The following is an 18,767-nucleotide window of genomic DNA, read 5'->3' as shown; positions in this document are numbered from 1 at the left end:
TTTAATTAAACGTGAGATCGTAAGGAATTCTGGCTACCATGCCTTTTATTTTTAATAATTCTTTCTGTTCCCGGTAAGTATCATAGAAATCGCCCAGTTCTGATTTTAATATGCTGGTTCTGATGCTTTGCGAGAAATTTATCAGAATATCTTCGAAAGGACTGCGTTCAACCGGTAGTTCGGTGATCTGGTAATTGTTCAGACCTGCTTTGTTGGCGGCGATGGCAATGGCATCTTCGAGTCCGCCTAACACGTCAACTAATCCGAGTTTCAGCGCATCCTCTCCTGTCCACACCCGTCCTTGTGCGATTTCGTTTACCGCCTCTTTGGTCATGTGGCGTCCTTGGCTTACCCGATCGAGGAAGGTGTCATATCCCCGGTTGATGTAGGTCTGCATCACGTTGCGCTCGTAGTCTGTTAAGGGACGATCACTGATAGGGATGGGTAACGGGTAGCCGCCACCGAAATCACTGTGTTCGTTGGTCTTCACCACGTCGGAAGAGATTCCTAGTTTATCTTTGATCAGTTTCTCCCCGCTGAATAGTAAACCGAATATACCGATGGAACCTGTGAGGGTTGTCGGGTCTGCCACGATAGTGTCTGCCGCACAGGATATGTAGTACCCTCCGGACGCAGCCACGTTACCCATGGAGGCGATGAACGGTTTAGTCTGGGCGGCCAGTTGTACCTCTTTCCAGATAATATCGGAAGTCAGCGCGCTACCTCCCGGGGAGTTTACACGTAACACGATAGCTTTGATGTTTTTATCTTCACGTGCTTTCCGGATGGTCGTGGCCAGTTCCGGTCCTATACTTTCCGGTCCCTGTTGGAATTCGATATTCCCTTGTGCGTAGATCACCGCAATCTTGTCGGCGGCAAAGTTTACGCTTGGGAAAGTGGCTTTCGTGTAATCTTCGAAACTTGTCAGGGATAGTTTTTCATCATCTGTTAATCCACATGCTTCTCGCAGTTTGTCGAGCATGGCGTTTTCGTAAAGGGTTCCATCAAAAAATCCTTCTTTTACGAATTCTTCTGTCGGGTAGATTTTGAAATCATCGGTGATTTGATTGATCTTTTCTACCGGGATATTTCTGCTGGCGGAAATTCCTTTCACGATGTTACCCCAAAGAGAACTTAAATAGGTCTGTGCCTGTTCCCGGTTGGCATCACTCATGTGTGTTTCGATGTAAGGCTCCACGGCTGATTTGAATTTACCGACACGAATGACTTCCGGTTGTACCCCGATTTTTTTCAAAAGGTCTTTGTAGAACGATATGTTTGCGCTCATTCCGGTTAACAGTAGCGGAGTTTCGGGATTAACGAAAACACTATCGGCAACTGTCGCCAAGTAGTAGCTCTTTTGGGAATACCCCAGATTGGTGTAGCTGTAAATGAATTTACCGCTTTTTTTGAATCTCAACAAGGCATTCCGGATTTCGTCAATCGTGGCGAGAGCCCCGAAATTAGAGTTAATCTCTGTCAGATCCAAGTAAATCCCCTTGATGCGGGAATCCTTGCTGGCATTGTCAATGTATTCAAGTATTTTATTTAGCCCGATTTGTTTCTCTGGGCTCATGATCATCAAGTTAAAGTTCTGAAATGGGTTCTCCGATGCCCTGTCCGGGATTGCTGTCTTCAGTGATAGTTTTAGTATCGTGTTGTCCTTGATCTCGATCGTGGGACTGGAGAAACTGGTTATGGCCCCGACGAGCCCGATAAACACGAAAAACAGGATAACGTGTACGATAATAATACCGACAATGGTCGCTAACAAGTATTTCAGAAAGCTTTTCATTATGTGTTGTTTTAAATTATTAATAATCTCGGGTAAAATTTAGAGATACAAAATATGGTTTATATTGTAAATCTTGTTTACAAATGTATGGATATAATTCCGGTCATACAAAATTTTAATTGATTTTGTCGATTCACTATTTTACAAACTTTGTAAACTTATTTTGTTGACATTTGTTTTTTTGATAGTTTTACGTGCAGAATTCGGTTACGTTTCGGGAGATAGATATTACCCTTACGATGCGTGGCTAAAATGTTTGTAGCGAAAACTGTAACTCTTTAATTATACGACATGAGCAAATTTGAAGTTATTGGTGGGAGACGATTGAAAGGTGAGTTGGTTCCCCAGGGAGCAAAGAATGAGGCATTACAGGTGATCTGTGCTTGTTTGTTGACTAGGGAAGAAGTGGTTATCAGTAATATCCCGGAGATATTGGATGTGATAAAATTGATTGATCTACTTCGGGGTATGGGAGTGAAGGTGGAGAGACTTCAAAAAGGTGAGTTTTCTTTCCGGGCGAACGACATAAATTTCGATTACTTGGAAACAGAAGATTTTTACAGTAAAGCGGCTAGTTTGCGCGGGTCGATCATGATTCTGGGACCGTTGTTGGCCATGCATGGTTGCGGTTTGGTTCCCAAGCCGGGAGGGGATAAAATCGGGCGTCGTCGGTTAGATACCCATTTTCTTGGTTTCGAGAAATTGGGAGCCACGTTCGAATATGATGCGATTTCGGGATGTTACAAGGCCTCTGCCCAGAAATTACGGGGGACTTATATGTTACTTGATGAGGCATCGGTGACCGGAACGGCGAATATTATCATGGCTGCCGTGTTGGCGGAAGGGGTGACCACGATCTATAACGCTGCTTGCGAGCCTTACGTGCAACAGTTATGCAGGATGTTAAATGCCATGGGAGCCCGGATTTCGGGGATTGCTTCCAATTTGTTGACGATTGAAGGGGTTGAAAGTCTTGGGGGGTGTCAGCATCGTTGTTTACCCGACATGATCGAGGTGGGTAGTTACATAGGACTTGCAGCATTGACCCGCTCGGAGATCACGATTAAGAATGTTGCTATTCCCCAGTTAGGTATTATTCCGGATGCGTTCCGTAAGTTGGGAATCCGGGTAGAGGAACGTGGGGATGATTTATATATTCCTCGTCAGGAACATTACATGATAGAAGATTTTATTGATGGTTCAATTCTGACGATTGCCGATGCTCCTTGGCCGGGGTTGACGCCCGACTTGTTGAGTGTATTCCTTGTTGTTGCTACTCAGGCAAAGGGGAGTGTGCTGATTCATCAGAAGATGTTCGAGAGCCGTTTGTTCTTCGTGGACAAATTAATCGACATGGGGGCGAAGATTATTCTTTGTGATCCGCATCGGGCCACGGTTATCGGGCAAAATCATGAATCTCAACTACGGGCCACCAAGATGACGTCGCCGGATATACGTGCGGGAATCGCCTTGTTGATCGCGGCGTTGTCTGCGCAAGGGACAAGTGTCATTGATAACATCGATCAGATTGACCGCGGTTACGAGCATATTGATGAAAAGTTGAATGCGATTGGTGCGGAGATCAGACGGGTTGACTAAGGAACGTAATGATTTTAGATTTTAGATTCCAACCGCACGGGGCCAACGTTTCTTGATTTCCTACTTTTATCTTTTACCTTTCCAACTACCCCCTCTAACTCCCCCTTACACAAGGGGAGAACACGCTGCACTGTTACATTGAAGCGTATTCTCGCATCCGTCTCTCCCCTCCCCGTGCAAAGGGAGCCTGTGGGAGTAGCTTTCTTTCATTCTAAATTCTAAATTTTAAATTCTACATTACTCTAAAACTTCTTCTCCGCTTTTAGCGTGTCCGAGCATTCTGAGAGAAGAGTGGCAATGGTTTTGTGACTGACCGGATGAATGAAGGCCGGCATGATTTCGTTCAGGGGGGCAAGTACGAAATTACGTTGTGCTATTCTGGGATGAGGAACAGTCAGGCGAGGCGTGTTGATGATTTGGGAATCACAGAAAAGAATGTCTATATCCATGGTTCGGGAACAGAACTGAGTACCGGAGCGAACTCGTCCGAGTTTTTGTTCTGTGGCCTGACATTTATCCAAAACTTCTTCCGGGAGTAGGTTTGTTTCGTAAGTAACAATTTGATTATAAAAAGAATCAGATGATTCGAATCCCCACGGGGCGGTTTCGTAAAGGGAAGAACAGCGTTCGATCTTCCCTATGCTTGACATTTCCGTTATGGCCTCACCGATCAAGGCTTTCCGGTCCCCTTGATTTCCCCCGAAGATTAAAGTTACCAACATCCCAAGTAATTTTAGATTTGATGATTTTAGATTTTAGATTGAAAGAACATTCAATTTAAAATTTGCAATCTAAAATCTACTATTAGTTGTGTTTTTTGTAAAATTGTTTCTTATTGTTTTTCTGTTGCTTGTTGTTATTCGTGGGTTTGGTATTTTTCTTCTGCAACAAGTCTTTCGAGTGAGAAAGGATCATTCCTTCCGGCATTTCGATATTGCCACCGTATAATGTATTGATGTCGTTGTAGATTTGATCGTCTTCCACGGAGTCTTTATTCCACGTAAGGAATGATTTTTTCATGTGGTTGGCGGTTAACACCGTGAGTACTCTTTTGATTTCGGGGTCTTCTGTTTCTTTGATTTTCTCGATTAGTTTCTCGGTGAGAAGACCATAGTGTTTGTATTTGATCCGGTGATTGTTATACGGTAACTTTTCCGGTTTTTCTTCCAGAATATCTTTTTCCGGGAGTGGGTAGGGAGAATCAATGTCCAGCGTGAAGTTTGACATGATCATCAGGTGATCCCACAATTTATGACGGAAATCCGGAACGTCCCGAAGGTGCGGGTAAAGATTTCCCATCACGCTGATTACTGTTTTGGCAGCACGGGTACGCTCGTCTCTGTCTGTTATTGTTGCTAGGTGGTCAACCATCATTTGAATATTCCTTCCATATTCGGGAAGAATAAGTTTTTTTCTTTGGCTATTATAGTCCATTACAGGATAATTTTGGTCTTAAAAATTTTTTATTTTATGGGAAAACGCCGGAAAATCACATTAAAATACCGGAATAATCTATCCCTCGCATCTATTAGAAATTAGAATATGCTGCAAATATAATATTTTTTGTTTATAAGTCATTAATTTGTATGCCCTTGCACGTAAAGTTTTGCAAACTTTAACAATAAAACCTTTTGACCGTGCTTTGGGAACATCACTTTTGCCTTTTTATTTACTCCCAAACCATCTATGGAAATTACCTTTCCCGGGCCAAAATTGGGGTGAAAGATCACCATGTCGGGAATAATCTGTTCCCCGTTGATGGGTACCAATTTCGAGGTGTCAATGTCCGGCACTTCAACCTTGGGTTGAAGGGTAATCTTAGGACGTGCCACTTTTTCCTGTATTCCGGGACCGTGTAACGAGCGTCCCATGGAGGGACGGGCCGGGGTGAAAAATCCATCCAAGTAGTGCGGATCGATTTCTGCGATAAACCGGGAGGGTTGCGGATAGACCACGTTACCATTTTTGTACCGGGAAGAGGAATAGGTCATGATCACTCTTTTCTCTGCACGGGTCAGTGCCACGTAAAACAACCTTCTCTCTTCTTCCAAAGCGGAAGGGGAATAGGCACTTTGCTGGGCAGGGAAAAGTTCTTCTTCCATGCCCACGATAAAGACGTTTTCAAACTCCAGTCCCTTTGCGGAGTGGATGGTCATTAGGGTCACCTTATTATTGTCTTCCGGTTTCTCGCTATCCTGATCGGTTAACAGGGCAACACCTTCCAAAAATGCGGGGAGTTTGTCATCCCGACCTTCCTTGTAAGCGGTTTCACAGAAATCTTTGACAGCATTCAGTAACTCCTGTATGTTTTCTCGGCGGGACACCCCTTCCGGCGTGTCATCGGAAGAAAGGTCTTCTATGATACCGGATGCTTTGGCCACTCGATAAGTTGTTTCGTATGCATTCTCTTCTTTGGCAATCTCGGTGAATCCCTCGATTAGTTGCCTAAAATGAGTTAGTTTGGCTGCAGTCATGGCAGAAACCATACCCGGAACTTTGTTCAAGTTGCAAAGTAGTGTCCAGATACTCACGTTGTATTTTTGTGCCACTTCTTTCAGCTTGTCGATCGTGGTGTCCCCGATGCCTCGCCGCGGATAGTTGATGATTCGTTTTAAGGCTTCCTCGTCATTCTGGTTGATCGTCAGTCGCAGGTAAGCTATCAAGTCTTTGATCTCCTTGCGTTGGTAGAATGAAAGTCCACCGTATATTTTATAAGGTATATTTCTTTTTCGTAAGGCCTCTTCCATGATACGGGACTGGGCGTTCGTCCGGTACAGAATAGCGAAATTATTGAACTCCGCTTGTTCGTTCTGAGAGATACGGAATATCTCCTGTGCCACTTGGAAACCTTCTTCCTTGTCGGATAAGGCTTTCATTACCCGGATTTTATCTCCTTCCTCGTTCTGGGAGAATGTTTTTTTCGGAATTTGTTCCTTGTTCCGGCTGATGATGCTATTGGCCGCGTCAACGATGGTGGTCGTGGAACGGTAATTTTGTTCCAACTTGCACAACTTGTAGCCCGGGTAATCATTTCGGAAATTCAAGATATTTTCGATGCGGGCTCCCCGGAATGAATAAATACTTTGCGCGTCATCACCTACCACGCAGATGTTTTTATGCTGTTCTGCCAGTCTTTTGATGATGAGGTACTGCGAATAGTTCGTGTCCTGGTACTCGTCCACGAGTATGTAGTCGAACTTCTTCTGATATTTTTCCAGTATCTCCGGAAAATCCCGGAAGAGAATATTCGTTTGCAATAGAAGGTCGTCGAAATCCATGACGTCGCTTTGCTTGCAACGGGCTTGGTAATACTTGTATATTTCCGAGATCATGGGTTTCTTGGCCGCTTGGTCGGCAGAAGTGATCTTTGCCGATTGGGCGTATGCCTGTGCCACGACGAGATTGTTCTTGGCCATGGAGATGCGTCCCAGCACGTCGTTGGGTTTGTACACCTTGTCGTCCAGTTTCAAGTCCTTGACAATAGACTTGATTAGGTTTTTCGAATCCTGTGAATCATATATCGTGAAATTGGACGTGTACCCGAGATGCTCGGCCTCAACCCGTAGAATTTTGGAGAAAATGGAGTGAAAGGTTCCCATCCATAAGTTGGCAGCGTTACCTTGTCCCACGAGGGTGGCAATACGTTTCTGCATCTCCCGTGCGGCTTTGTTGGTAAACGTCAGTGCGAGAATACGGTAAGCGGGTACTCCCTTGCTCAACAGGTTCGCGATACGATATGTCAATACCCTTGTTTTACCCGATCCTGCTCCGGCAATCACAAGCGTGGGCCCATCCGTGTTCACGACGGCCTCTCGTTGGTTCTCGTTCAATTCGTTAATAAAATCCACAATAAAAGTTCTTCAAATAATTAAGGTATACTTGCTGGAATGGAAAGATCGCTTTTTCCAGATGCAAAAATATAAATTACTTTTTGAATTACACTTTCGGTTACGGGGTTTTTAATCTAGAGTGCATAATTTCTCTTTCTTGTTTTTGTGCGTTTTTTTTATTAAATTTATATCGACTTTTAATTTCTTAAAGAAACGGGGTGCTAGGATCGGCTAGGAAAACGTTTTGATAACGAGATGAGATATTTAACAGTATTGTCTAAAACCTTGTAATATTTAAAATTATGAAAGAAAAGTCAAGTATTTTACGAATCTTTTTAGTCCTGTTCATATTAGTCCTGAATTTGCCAGTAATGGCAGCCATAGGCGACATTCGGACATTGAAAGTGATGGTAAATCGGGGACCTAACGATTATATCCCCGATATAACTGTTTCATCTAGTAATTCGAGTGTTTGTACGGTGAGCCCGTCTCGAACGTATGTAGAAACAAATGACAATGGTACATTTGATGTGAAAGAATTTGAGATTGTAATAACGGGAAAAGGAACTTGTAGTATTACAATTATGGTGAATAAAACCAATTATAAATCTCAAACTCATATAATGCCTGTAGATTCGGAAGTGAGTACAGGCACGTATATAATCCCGTTTAAGTTGTACCCATATATTACCACTTCGTTCATTATGTTTTTTAAACAATTGTTTTTAACAGCTTAAAAGGAATTTATTTTTGATTAGGCTTTGATCTTCTTGTCTGATCTCGTTATTTATTTATTAATGATATGATCTATGCACTATTATTCTCTGTTCCTAGTGGCTCATTATGAAAGAATTCTACTTTTTAGAAGTCGGGTTTTCGTGATTTTATCTTTTTTCGTGATAGGGATAATTCTTTTTTTTAATTTGTGGGTGTATAGCGTGTTGAATGTTCCATCTTACGAGATTCCACCATCGGGATATATTTTCGAAGAACTGGAGACAACTTGGAGGCGTTTCGCCTCGTATCGAGAGGGGCTTATTTTTTACCTGCGGCAATGCCTTATGCAAATGCAGTACTTTTTAGTGTTTTGCAATCTTTCATCATTATCTTTCTTGCGGGGAATTTTTTGAGTAGAAATAGGAAATGTACATCTAACGAGGCTTTCGACGTGCGGCCAATAGCCAATGGAGAATATATTTGGGGGAAAGGGCTTGGTGTCGTGTACCTGTTGACTACACTTAACGTGATGGTTGTACTACTTGTTTTTGTCATCAACTTGTTCGGTAGCGTGCAGCCTTGTTCCGTGTGGTTGTATTTGTTTTACTTTTTCACGTTAACGTTACCTTCTTTGCTTTTTATGACGGGGTGTACGATATTGGTGAAAAGTTTTATAAAATCCGAGTTTTTAGGAGTGTTATTCTTGTTGTCTTTTCTAGTGGTGAATATATTGGTGATAGGGAAAATTTATCATGGCGTTGCGGACTTCCTCGCTTTGCGTGTACCTAATTTATTTTCAACGATAATCGGGCATCCGGGCATCGGAAGTTATTTATTGCAGCGATTCATTTTTGTATTGTTGGGTTTTGTCGGGATATATTTTGCAATAGTGTTGTCGAAAAGAATACCCGGAAATCGGGAGAGTAAGAAGTTAAATGTATTCAGGGGGAGCGTGATGTTAGGGGGAGTTCTTGTACTCATGACTTGTTTTATCATGCCATTTTATTTAATCAGGGAGAATAGGGCGGCATATACGGTAACGTATGTAAAGTATAATAAGTACCCGAAAATGAACACCCGGTCGCACGATATCTTGTTTCGGCAAGACGGGAAACAATACTCGGCGACAAGTTACATGATGCTAGAAAATAGACATGATCGTGTCATCGACACGCTAATCCTTTATCTGAATCCGGGGGTAACTGTTAGGCAAGTTACTGCGGATACGGCGAATTTGTCTTTTAGTAGAGATCATCAGGCTTTGGTTATCCGTGGAACGAGAATACATCCGGGGGATTCCATTCACGTGGAGATTCGGTATGCGGGAATGATAGACGAGTCTATTTGTTATCCTGAAATCAGCCAGGATGAGTATGATCGTCCATATTCACGAGATATTTTTCTCAATCCGGGGAAACGTTTTGCTTTCTTGGATCATTCTTATGTATTGCTGACACCGGAATGTTTATGGTATCCGGTTTCGATTCCTCCAGTTGATATAGAGAGCCCATTTTCCTCGCGAGGCGATTTTACACGTTATCGGCTTGACGTGTTACAGGCCGGAGAACGTTTGATCGTGTCGCAGGGTATTCCCGAGAAACGGGGAGATACTTTGCGATTTATTAATCACCAAGATTTGTTGGGAATTGTTTTAGTAGCGGGACCCTATCGGAAAGACGAGTATTTCGATGGGAATCATTCTTATGAATTTTATTGTAAACAAGGGCATTATCCGTTGGAAGGCGTTTTTCGGCATATTTCTGAAGAGATGAAAACGGAGGTTCTAAATGCTTTCTTTGAAGAATGGAATTGTTATGCCTACTATCCATATCGTAAATTGTGCGTGGTGGAAGTTCCTGTTTCTTTTTCTGTGTTGAAAAGACCTTGGCGAAGGGGTACGGAAGTTTCACATCCAGAGGTTATATTTCAGTCGGAAAGGGCCGGGGGATGGGTGAATCATGATGGAGTGTTGGAACGAGCTAGAAAAAGGGAATCCGGTTTGACGTTGTCAACATTATTAAAGCGTGTTGTAAATTACGAGTTTGACAAGTATACTCCTCTTGTGAGGCCTTTGCTCGAGGAACGCTGGCAGGGAGAAAACAATTATTTTTTAACAGAGCATCGATTGCTTGTGTCTTCCGATGAGTTTCCCGCGGTGGGGAATATGGTGCGAATGTTGAAAACGGATTTTTTCGGGACAACAGGCTATTTCTCTCGCCAAGGGCAGAGAAGTCGGGAAATAGATGCGGTAGAGTTACTGTCTCATGTGAGTTTACGGGATGTATTTCGTAATCCCGGTTCGGGAAATACGATCGAGAAAGTAATCGCCATGCAGGGAGCACAAATGCAAAGATATATTCTGACAAAAATATCCTGGGATGAATTGAAAAGTTTCATGGAGGCTTTCTACGATCGTTATTGTTGTCAAGACGTGGAATATTCCTGTTTTGCTGGAGAATTGCAAAATGCTTTTGGGATAGACATTTTATCTTATACGCGAAAGATGTATGAAAACGTGGGAGTTCCGGCATTTGTGGTTAAGGATGTAAGCGTGTGCCGGATCGTTGACGACAAGGATAAATTTATGGCGAAGTTTAAGGTGTGGAACAGGGGAAATGCCGATGGTATTATTACGGTGGAAGGGTGTGAATATGACCCGGAAATGAGGACAAATCGGGTGTTCATGAAGAATTACGAGATAAAGGCTGGTGAGAGTAAAGCTTTTCGTTTTCCCGTGCCTAAATATCCTCTTCATCTTTGGACGAACTTTTCTCGGAATCTTCCGGATTACTATACATTCCCCGGTTCCCGAGACCAAGTTACAGGAGGAGAAGGTATTGATAGGATTGACACATCGTGTTTTAAATCTTTTGCGGGAGAGATCCTTGTAGATAATGATTCTCCGGGTTTTAAGATTATAGATAATGATGCCGCATTCTTTCAATGGAGAAAACAGGGAAAGAAAGATCCTGTAGATTTGTTATATGGCGCATTTGCCTATCCTGTGAAATGGACGCTCTGTGTTACGGATAAGGCGTATGGGGATGAGATTCGGAGCTTATATTGTAAAAGTACGGGAAAAGGAAAGACTAGGGTGGAATGGAGTGCCGTGGTAAAGGATCCCGGAGAATACGAGTTGTTCATATACTTCCCGAACATTAGTTTAAATAGCTTGGAGTGGAAGTTTGCAGACCAAACATATTGGTTTTACCATGATGGAAGTAAGGATGAAATTGTGTTGTTCTCGGCGATGATGGCTGATAAGAATAAAACACTCATCCGTTATTCAGGAGGAGGCGAGGAAGAATTACCTTTTCCGGCAGGCGATTATTATGCTCCCGGGGTGTGGGTTCCTGCCGGACGATATGAACTTTCTCGGGGAGAAATAAAATTATCTCTCCAAGATCAACAACTGGATGAAGGGATGCTAATGATAGCGGATGCCGTAAAATGGATAAAGGTTAATAAGGTTGCAAAAGAACGTTGACCGTGTCTCTGAAATCACTTTTCGATGCGGGGAGAGCTATGGTGACATCTCTTAACACAACTTGGTAGTTGTCTCTTGCTACCGTGAGCGAGAACCGGTGATTTCCTTTTGCCTTTGCTTTCAATATAAAAGAAGAATTGGAGAGATCGGTGGTATCTCGAATCATCTCGCATATATTGGAGTTTTGAGTTGTCATGGAGACCATCGCATCCGGTAAAATTTCTTTCCTCAGAGAGTCAAAAACGATCACTTTTATTATTCCCGTTTGTTCAAAAGGTTTTTCTTCACATCGGGAAAAGAGTAGTAACAGGCAACTTGTTAAAAACAGGTAGCCTAAACCGGATACGAGATTGTTTGTTATTTTCATGTCGTCATTAAATTAAAAATGAATTAGTGGCGAACGCGATGTAGTCCCGTTTATTTTTCATTCATAAAATTGATACTATGGCAAGCAACAATTCCGGCAGTCTCCGTTCGCAGGCGACTTTCTCCGAGGGTTACGGGTATGAAGTTGTTTTCTAAGGCCAGCGTGATTTCATTTCCCGAAAAGTCTCCCTCCGGGCCGATGAGGATAGTGATATCTTGGCCGGGTTGATAGATTTCTTGAAGTGATTTTTTATACCCCTTGTCGCAATGAGCGATACATTTCAACGTGGATGGATTGTTTTTCACGAAACGGGAAAATTCAGTCAAGGGGTTGAGTTTCGGTAAATAGGCTTTCAAGGATTGTTTCATGGCGGAAATAATCACTTTCTCCAGTCTATCTTCCTTGATCACCTTGCGTTCCGAGTGATCGCAGAGTAGGGGAGTAATTTCGTCAATCCCGATCTCCGTGCATTTTTCCAGAAACCATTCGATTCGTTCAATATTTTTGGTCGGGGCAATGGCAATATGAATGCGGAAAGCCCGTTTCCCGTACTCCTCTGTTTTTTCCACACAGCGAACTTCACAGCGTTTCGGTTGTGCTTGGATAATCTCGCAGCGGTAGAAACCGCCTTTCCCGTCGATAAGGTAAATTTCGTCTCCTACCTCTAGGCGGAGTACTTTGACACAATGTTTGGATTCCTCTTCCGGGAGCGTGTACTCGTTTGTCGTGATGTCCGGCGTGTAAAACAGGTGCATAAATTGAGTGTTTTGATTTCGATGCAAAAATAAGAAAATGTCCTTGAATTGCGGTTGTTCTTTAAGAAAGAAAGCCGATCATTGATCGGCTCTCTGCTTTTCTGTCTATTCGTCTTCTTCTTGCTCTTGGTAAGCTTTCAACAATTCGTCTTGAACCTCAGCCGGTACTTTTTCATATCCGGAGAAATTCATGGTGAAAGAGGCTCGTCCTCCCGTGATGGAACTCAATGCCGTGGAGTAGCGTTGCATCTCTTTCAACGGTACTTTAGCCATCAATTTCTGGAATCCGGAATCGGCTTCCATACCCATGATGATTGCTCTACGGGTTTGCAGGTCGCCCATGACGTCACCCATGTATTCATCCGGAACGAGAACTTCCACGTCGTAGATCGGTTCCAAAATCTTCGGGGATGCCTGTTTGAACGCCGTACTGAAAGCGTGACGTCCGGCAAGTTTGAACGAGATTTCGTTTGAATCCACGGGGTGCATTTTTCCGTCGTATACGCTGACACGTATATCCCGAGCGTATGACCCGGTAAGCGGTCCTTCTTCCATCTTTTCCATGATCCCTTTCAGGATAGCGGGCATGAAACGAGCGTCGATCACACCTCCCACGATACAGTTGTAGAATACCAGTTTACCGCCCCACGGAAGTTCAACGACTTCGGTGTCTTTCACGGAAATCTTACTATCCACACCATTGATCTTGTACATGGTTGGGGCGGGCATTCCTTCCGTGTAGGGTTCGATCACGAGATGAACCTCACCGAATTGTCCGGCACCACCCGATTGTTTCTTGTGGCGATAGTCCGCGTAAGCGTATTTCGTGATGGTTTCACGGTACGGGATACGTGGCGGGTAAAATTCGATTTCCAGTTTATCGTTATGCTCTATACGCCATTTCATAGTGTTCAAGTGGAATTCTCCCTGGCCGGAAATGATCATTTGTTTCAACTCCTTGGAATATTCCACGAGGAAGGTCGGGTCTTCTTGGTGAATCCGTTGCAGGACTTCCGCCAGTTTTTCTTCGTCGCTCGTGTTCACGGCCTTGACGGCTGTTCTGAAACGAGGATTCGGGTATTGAATCTTGCCGAACTTGTAATGAACGTCTTTCTCGTTCAAGGTATCGCCGTTATTCGTGTTTTTCAATTTCACGGTAGCCCCGATGTCTCCGGCCATCATTTCGGTCACTTTTGTCCGGTTCTTCCCGGCCACGGCATATAGTGTTGAGATACGTTCTTTCGCGTCATTGGTGACATTGTACAGGTCGTCCCCCTCGTGGACAGTCCCGGATGCCACTTTGAAGTAGATCACTTCACCTAGGTGAGGTTCAACTGTCGTGTTGAACATATATAAAGAGGTCGGGCCTTTCTCGTCGTACGGAACTTCGTCCCCGTCTTCCGTAATGGAAGGGGGCATGGAGCCGGCACTGGGAGCCACGTTGATCACGAACTCCATGAAACGGCGCACGCACATATCTTTTTCTGCCGACACGCAGAAAACGGGGAACATATCCCGTGCGATAAGTCCTTTGCGGATTCCGGCACGCATTTCATCTTCCGTGAGACTACCTTTGTCAAAGAACAATTCCATCAATCCCTCGTCGTTTTCGGCGGCCGCCTCGATTAGCGCATTATGTAATTCATTCGCTTTTTCTTCTTCTTCCTTGGGAATGGGGAGTACGTCGGGTTTACCACCTTCCGGTTTCCATTGATACATCTCCATTTTCAAGACATCGATAACGCGGTTAAAGCCGATTCCCGGGTTCACCGGGTATTGAACTAGTACGACTTTCGAGCCGAAAGCTGCCTTGGCCTGTTCCACCGCGTGATCAAAGTTTGCTTTCTCGTGATCAACCTGATTTATAACGAAAATGAGCGGTTTGTTTAGTCTTTTGGCATGGCGGCTGATGATTTCGGTACCAACTTCAATACCTCTGGCGGCGTTAATAACCATTACTCCGGTATCAACAACGTTCAGCGCAGAGATAACTCCTCCGACGAAATCGTCTGCTCCCGGCGTGTCAATGAAATTGAGCTTATGCTCCTTCCATTCTGTATACAATACAGCCGGGAATACTGATGATCCGTATTCCTGTTCTACCGGACGGTAGTCGGATGAAGTGTTTTTTGCACTAATGCTACCCCTGCGCGGGATGACCCCGCCCTCATACATCATAGCTTCCGCTAACGTGGTTTTGCCGGACCCGGCACTACCCACGAGCGCGATGTTTTTAATTTCGTTAGGTTTATAGGTTTTCATTATAATACGGTTTAGATTAATATTGTAAACGTATATAACTCTTCGAATAATTCGAGGGTTACAAATTAGTGAAGATTTTCTAAAAAAACAATAGAGAATGTCATTCTTGACGAAAATAAATGCAGAAAGCCCGTGTTAGTATTTTTTATATATCGAGCCCTAGGGCGATGGCGTACTTTTTGTATATCTTTGAGAAGAATTTTAATTATAATATTTTATGGCAGGATTACCTTTAATTTGGATTATATTTATCGGGTTTACTTTGTTGAGTTGGCTGGTGAGCCATCAATTACAAAGTCGTTTTAAGAAATACTCTAAGATACCCACCGCTAACGGGATGACGGGGCGTGACGTGGTGGAGAAAATGTTGCGGGATAACGGGGTGCAGGGCGTGAAAATCGGTAGCGTGGAAGGACAATTGACGGATCACTACAACCCCACGAACAAGACTATTAATTTAAGTCACGAAGTATATTATGGTGCCAACGTGGCAGCCGCTGCTGTCGCTGCCCATGAATGTGGACACGCTTTACAGCATGCTCAAGCGTATAGTATGTTGCAATTACGTTCGGCTCTGGTTCCGGTGGTGAGTTTCGCGTCACATTGGGTGCAATGGATTTTGTTGGCAGGGATTCTGTTGTTACAACGTTTTCCAGAATTAATGTTGATCGGGATCTGTTTGTTTGCTTTGATGACTTTGTTCAGTATTGTCACTCTGCCCGTGGAGATTGATGCCAGTCACCGGGCTTTGGCTTGGTTGCGTAACTCCGGTATCACGACTTACGAATCGCAGGAGAGTGCTAAGGATGCTTTGAAATGGGCCGCTTATACTTACGTGATTGCCGCTCTTTCTTCTTTGGCTACCTTATTATACTATATCATGATTTATTTGGGAAGAAGAGATTAAGTTTCCGACGTGTTTTAGAAGAAGATTTTTAGGAATAATTCATTGGAAAGGGGTGGGAACACTCCTTTTTTCGTTGTGTGCGGGATGATGTTGCGTTTTGTTGGGAGGGAGAGAGGGTTTTACTTGGGCTTTAAAGGGGTATATCAAGGGTTGGGCATGGGAATGGTTTGGCTGTTGAGTGATTATTGGGTGACTGTTAGGCGCTATCGCCCGATTGTCGCCCGATTATCGCCCGATCATTGCCGCCATTTTAACAGGATATAAGGAAAAATAACATACACCGGATTCCGGTTTGGTAAAGCAATCGTGAGGTAACAGGGAGACAATCAAGATCCTTGTCTCTAGTTCAACCCGGTTTGATGGGGTGCTTTAGGGATATTTATCGGATAGAGGTGATTGCTTTGAATATATTTTATTGTTAAGACGTGTAAGTCGAAGTTTTTGTGTACATTTGTAGATGTATAACAATAAGTTGCATCATGGGAAAATCTAATTTAGTTCGTTTTGATTGGGCTGCAAAACGTTTATTGCGTAACAAGTCTAATTTCGTGGTATTAGAGGGGTTTTTGTCCGTGCTTTTAGAGGATGAGATTCACATTGAACGGATATTGGAGAGTGAAGGCAACCAACAGAAGTTTGATGATAAATTTAACCGGGTTGACATGCTTGCTGAAAATTCGAAAGGCGAGTTGGTTATTATAGAGGTCCAAAATAACCGGGAACTGGATTATTTCCACCGGATGTTGTACGGGACTTCCAAGGCGATCACGGAATATATAAATCAAGGGGATCCCTATGCTAAGGTGAAGAAGGTGTATTCTGTTAATATTGTTTATTTTGATTTGGGGCAGGGAGATGATTACGTGTATCACGGGTACACGGAGTTCCGGGGAATTCATACAAAAGATGTATTGCGATTATCCGTTCAACAACAAGAACAGTTTGTTTGTCATGATGCCGGAGATTTATTCCCGGAGTATTACGTGTTACGCGTGGACGAGTTTGATAAGTTAGCCAAAACTCCTTTGGATGAATGGATTTTGTTTTTGAAGACAGGAGAGATTGCGGAGAATGTTACCGCCAGTGGTTTGCGGGAGGCAAGGGAACGTTTGCGGGTAGATAAGTTGAGTGATGCGGAACAGAAAGAATACGAGCGCCACATGGAAGCATTACGTTATCAGCGTAGTGTTATTCAAACAGGATGGATTGAGGGAAAAGCTGAAGGAAAAGCCGAAGGGATAAAAGAGGGGAAGGCCGAAGGACGGGCTGAGGGAATAGCCGAGGGAATAAAAGAGGGGAAGGCAGAGGGGATAAAAGAAGGAAAAATAGAAGGTATGAAGGAAGGGGAGAGGAAAGGTAAATTAGAGGTTGCCCGTTCTTTGAAACAGATGGGATTATCTGTTGAGAGTATTGCTGTTGCCACCGGATTGTCTATTGATGATATTGAATATCTGGAATAGCAAAAGATACTGGAATAGATTTTATTCTATAATATTTAAAGAGGAAAGGTTTACCTGCAGATGGTTTGTTTTGCGAGTAAGCCTTTCCTCTTTTTATGTTTCTATAACATTGAGGTTTATTTAAACGCCTCTTTGATTTTCTCGATATAGTCCAGCTTTTCCCACGTGAAGAGTTCTACTTCTTTTTCGATGGTTGGCCAGTAATTCGAGGAGAATACTTTTTTCACGATTCTAGGAGTACGTCCCATGTGGCCGTAACTTGCCGTTTCCTGATAAATCGGGTTACGGAGTTTCAGGCGTTCCTCGATGGCTTTCGGGCGTAGGTCAAAGATTGAAGTGATTTTTTCGGCAATGGCGGCATCACTCAAGTTCACCTTGGCCGTTCCGTAAGTGTTCACGAAAACTCCAACGGGGCGGGCAATTCCGATGGCGTATGAAATCTGTATCAATATTTCGTCAGCAATCCCGGCTGCGACCATGTTTTTAGCGATATGGCGTGCGGCGTAAGCGGCAGAACGGTCCACTTTAGACGGATCTTTTCCGGAAAAAGCGCCTCCCCCGTGGGCTCCCTTGCCCCCGTAGGTGTCAACGATAATTTTTCTTCCGGTTAATCCCGTGTCCCCGTGAGGACCACCGATCACGAATTTTCCGGTAGGGTTCACGTGAAGAATCAAATCTTCATCGAAAAGGGCCTGTACCCGTTCCGGCAATTGGCGTTTCACTCTCGGTAACAAAATATTAATGATGTCCCAGCGTATTTGATCCACCATTTGTGCATCAGCCTCCAGCTGAACTTCCGGGGTGGGAGCCGTGGCCTTGACAAACTCGTCGTGTTGGGTGGAGATCACGATGGTATGAATCCGGGCAGGTTTATTATCGTCCCCGTATTCGATGGTTACCTGTGATTTGGAGTCCGGACGCAAATAAGTCATTTCCTGACCTTCTTTGCGGATTTGTGCCAGTTCGTACAATAATAAATGTGATAGCTCGAGAGATAACGGCATGTAATTGTCCGTTTCGTTACAAGCGTAACCGAACATCATACCTTGATCTCCGGCTCCTTGTTCCATGGGGTCTTCCCGAACAACGCCGCGGTTGATGTCGGGGGATTGTTCGTGAATGGCACTCAGGACGCCACAGCTATTCCCGTCGAACATGTATTCGCTTTTCGTGTAACCGATACGGTTGATCACTTCCCGTGCGATACGTTGTACGTCTACATACGCTTCAGTTTTGATTTCCCCAGCAACAATGGTTTGCCCGGTAGTTACCAATGTCTCGCAAGCCACTTTGGCATCCGGGTCAAAGGCGATGATTTTGTCAAGTACAGCATCGGAAATCTGGTCAGCCACTTTGTCGGGGTGACCTTCCGATACAGATTCAGATGTAAATAAATATCCCATAATTCATTTTAGATTTAGTGATTCAGTGATTTGGTGATTTAATGATTTGATGATTTAATGATGTTGTAACAAACGAATCACTTAATCGAAAATCATTTAATCTCTCAATCTCTTTATCGTAAATTAAACTATAGGAAAGTACATGGATGGTTGAATTCAGAATTAAATATGCATTTTAGCGCTTT

General features: G+C 43.7%; 12 protein-coding genes. 4 read left to right on the top strand and 8 right to left on the bottom strand.

Annotated features, from left to right (window positions below):
• Position 1: 1 nt before the first annotated feature.
• Positions 2–1,795, bottom strand: a complete 1,794-nt coding sequence (gene sppA / locus QVC79_RS15470; protein WP_270595513.1) for a signal peptide peptidase SppA — start codon at positions 1,793–1,795, stop codon at positions 2–4.
• 291 nt (positions 1,796–2,086) lie between these two features.
• On the opposite strand from sppA, the gene murA reads away from it, so the two are divergent.
• The gene (gene murA, locus QVC79_RS15465; protein WP_124317582.1) at positions 2,087–3,394 is read left to right on the top strand and encodes a UDP-N-acetylglucosamine 1-carboxyvinyltransferase; all 1,308 of its coding nucleotides are present in this window, start codon (positions 2,087–2,089) and stop codon (positions 3,392–3,394) included.
• A gap of 242 nt (positions 3,395–3,636) precedes the next feature.
• On the opposite strand, the gene folK is transcribed toward murA, so the two are convergent.
• From folK to QVC79_RS15450, 3 genes are all read right to left on the bottom strand, one after another.
• Positions 3,637–4,116, bottom strand: coding sequence for a 2-amino-4-hydroxy-6-hydroxymethyldihydropteridine diphosphokinase (folK, locus tag QVC79_RS15460; RefSeq protein WP_270595514.1), 480 nt, complete (start codon positions 4,114–4,116; stop codon positions 3,637–3,639).
• An 82-nt stretch (positions 4,117–4,198) separates the two neighbouring features.
• Entirely contained in the window at positions 4,199–4,828 is a 630-nt protein-coding gene (locus QVC79_RS15455) for a DUF4290 domain-containing protein (RefSeq protein WP_087422611.1), read from the bottom strand.
• Between the two features lie 143 nt (positions 4,829–4,971).
• The gene (locus tag QVC79_RS15450; RefSeq protein WP_270595515.1) at positions 4,972–7,242 is read right to left on the bottom strand and encodes an ATP-dependent helicase; all 2,271 of its coding nucleotides are present in this window, start codon (positions 7,240–7,242) and stop codon (positions 4,972–4,974) included.
• 985 nt (positions 7,243–8,227) lie between these two features.
• Between QVC79_RS15450 and QVC79_RS15445 the strand changes: the two genes are divergently transcribed.
• Positions 8,228–11,428, top strand: coding sequence for an ABC transporter permease (locus QVC79_RS15445; RefSeq protein WP_287642515.1), 3,201 nt, complete (start codon positions 8,228–8,230; stop codon positions 11,426–11,428).
• On the opposite strand, the gene QVC79_RS15440 is transcribed toward QVC79_RS15445, so the two are convergent.
• The 3 genes from QVC79_RS15440 to fusA2 form a co-directional block, all read right to left on the bottom strand.
• Complete coding sequence (locus QVC79_RS15440) at positions 11,403–11,795, bottom strand: hypothetical protein (protein ID WP_270595517.1); 393 nt, start codon at positions 11,793–11,795, stop codon at positions 11,403–11,405. The genes QVC79_RS15445 and QVC79_RS15440 overlap by 26 nt on opposite strands.
• Before the next feature lie 50 nt (positions 11,796–11,845).
• The gene (locus QVC79_RS15435) at positions 11,846–12,550 is read right to left on the bottom strand and encodes a 16S rRNA (uracil(1498)-N(3))-methyltransferase (protein ID WP_270595518.1); all 705 of its coding nucleotides are present in this window, start codon (positions 12,548–12,550) and stop codon (positions 11,846–11,848) included.
• Between the two features lie 105 nt (positions 12,551–12,655).
• Complete coding sequence (gene fusA2, locus QVC79_RS15430) at positions 12,656–14,812, bottom strand: elongation factor G2 (RefSeq protein ID WP_270595519.1); 2,157 nt, start codon at positions 14,810–14,812, stop codon at positions 12,656–12,658.
• Between the two features lie 217 nt (positions 14,813–15,029).
• On the opposite strand from fusA2, the gene QVC79_RS15425 reads away from it, so the two are divergent.
• Together QVC79_RS15425 and QVC79_RS15420 are read left to right on the top strand one after the other, a co-directional pair.
• Positions 15,030–15,719, top strand: coding sequence for a zinc metallopeptidase (locus QVC79_RS15425; protein ID WP_118305651.1), 690 nt, complete (start codon positions 15,030–15,032; stop codon positions 15,717–15,719).
• A gap of 479 nt (positions 15,720–16,198) precedes the next feature.
• Positions 16,199–17,179: an Rpn family recombination-promoting nuclease/putative transposase gene (locus tag QVC79_RS15420; protein ID WP_221230326.1), complete on the top strand. Its 981-nt coding sequence runs from the start codon at positions 16,199–16,201 to the stop codon at positions 17,177–17,179.
• A 116-nt stretch (positions 17,180–17,295) separates the two neighbouring features.
• On the opposite strand, the gene metK is transcribed toward QVC79_RS15420, so the two are convergent.
• Positions 17,296–18,582: a methionine adenosyltransferase gene (metK, locus tag QVC79_RS15415; RefSeq protein WP_270595520.1), complete on the bottom strand. Its 1,287-nt coding sequence runs from the start codon at positions 18,580–18,582 to the stop codon at positions 17,296–17,298.
• Positions 18,583–18,767 lie beyond the last annotated feature (185 nt).

Source organism: Butyricimonas sp., from assembly GCF_019423355.1.
Classification (GTDB): Bacteria; Bacteroidota; Bacteroidia; order Bacteroidales; family Marinifilaceae; genus Butyricimonas; species Butyricimonas faecihominis.
Note: the sequence above shows the minus strand (reverse complement) of the source record. Positions and strands in the feature narration are given on the sequence as shown.

Bases quoted from the DNA above. Each gene is read 5' to 3' on its own strand.
- sppA (WP_270595513.1), bottom strand. From the start codon at position 1,795: ATGAAAAGCTTTCTGAAATACTTGTTAGCGACCATTGTCGGTATTATT.
- QVC79_RS15435 (WP_270595518.1), bottom strand. From the start codon at position 12,550: ATGCACCTGTTTTACACGCCGGACATCACGACAAACGAGTACACGCTC.
- QVC79_RS15420 (WP_221230326.1), top strand. From the start codon at position 16,199: ATGGGAAAATCTAATTTAGTTCGTTTTGATTGGGCTGCAAAACGTTTA.
- fusA2 (WP_270595519.1), bottom strand. From the start codon at position 14,812: ATGAAAACCTATAAACCTAACGAAATTAAAAACATCGCGCTCGTGGGT.
- QVC79_RS15455 (WP_087422611.1), bottom strand. From the start codon at position 4,828: ATGGACTATAATAGCCAAAGAAAAAAACTTATTCTTCCCGAATATGGA.
- metK (WP_270595520.1), bottom strand. From the start codon at position 18,582: ATGGGATATTTATTTACATCTGAATCTGTATCGGAAGGTCACCCCGAC.
- folK (WP_270595514.1), bottom strand. From the start codon at position 4,116: ATGTTGGTAACTTTAATCTTCGGGGGAAATCAAGGGGACCGGAAAGCC.
- QVC79_RS15425 (WP_118305651.1), top strand. From the start codon at position 15,030: ATGGCAGGATTACCTTTAATTTGGATTATATTTATCGGGTTTACTTTG.
- murA (WP_124317582.1), top strand. From the start codon at position 2,087: ATGAGCAAATTTGAAGTTATTGGTGGGAGACGATTGAAAGGTGAGTTG.
- QVC79_RS15440 (WP_270595517.1), bottom strand. From the start codon at position 11,795: ATGAAAATAACAAACAATCTCGTATCCGGTTTAGGCTACCTGTTTTTA.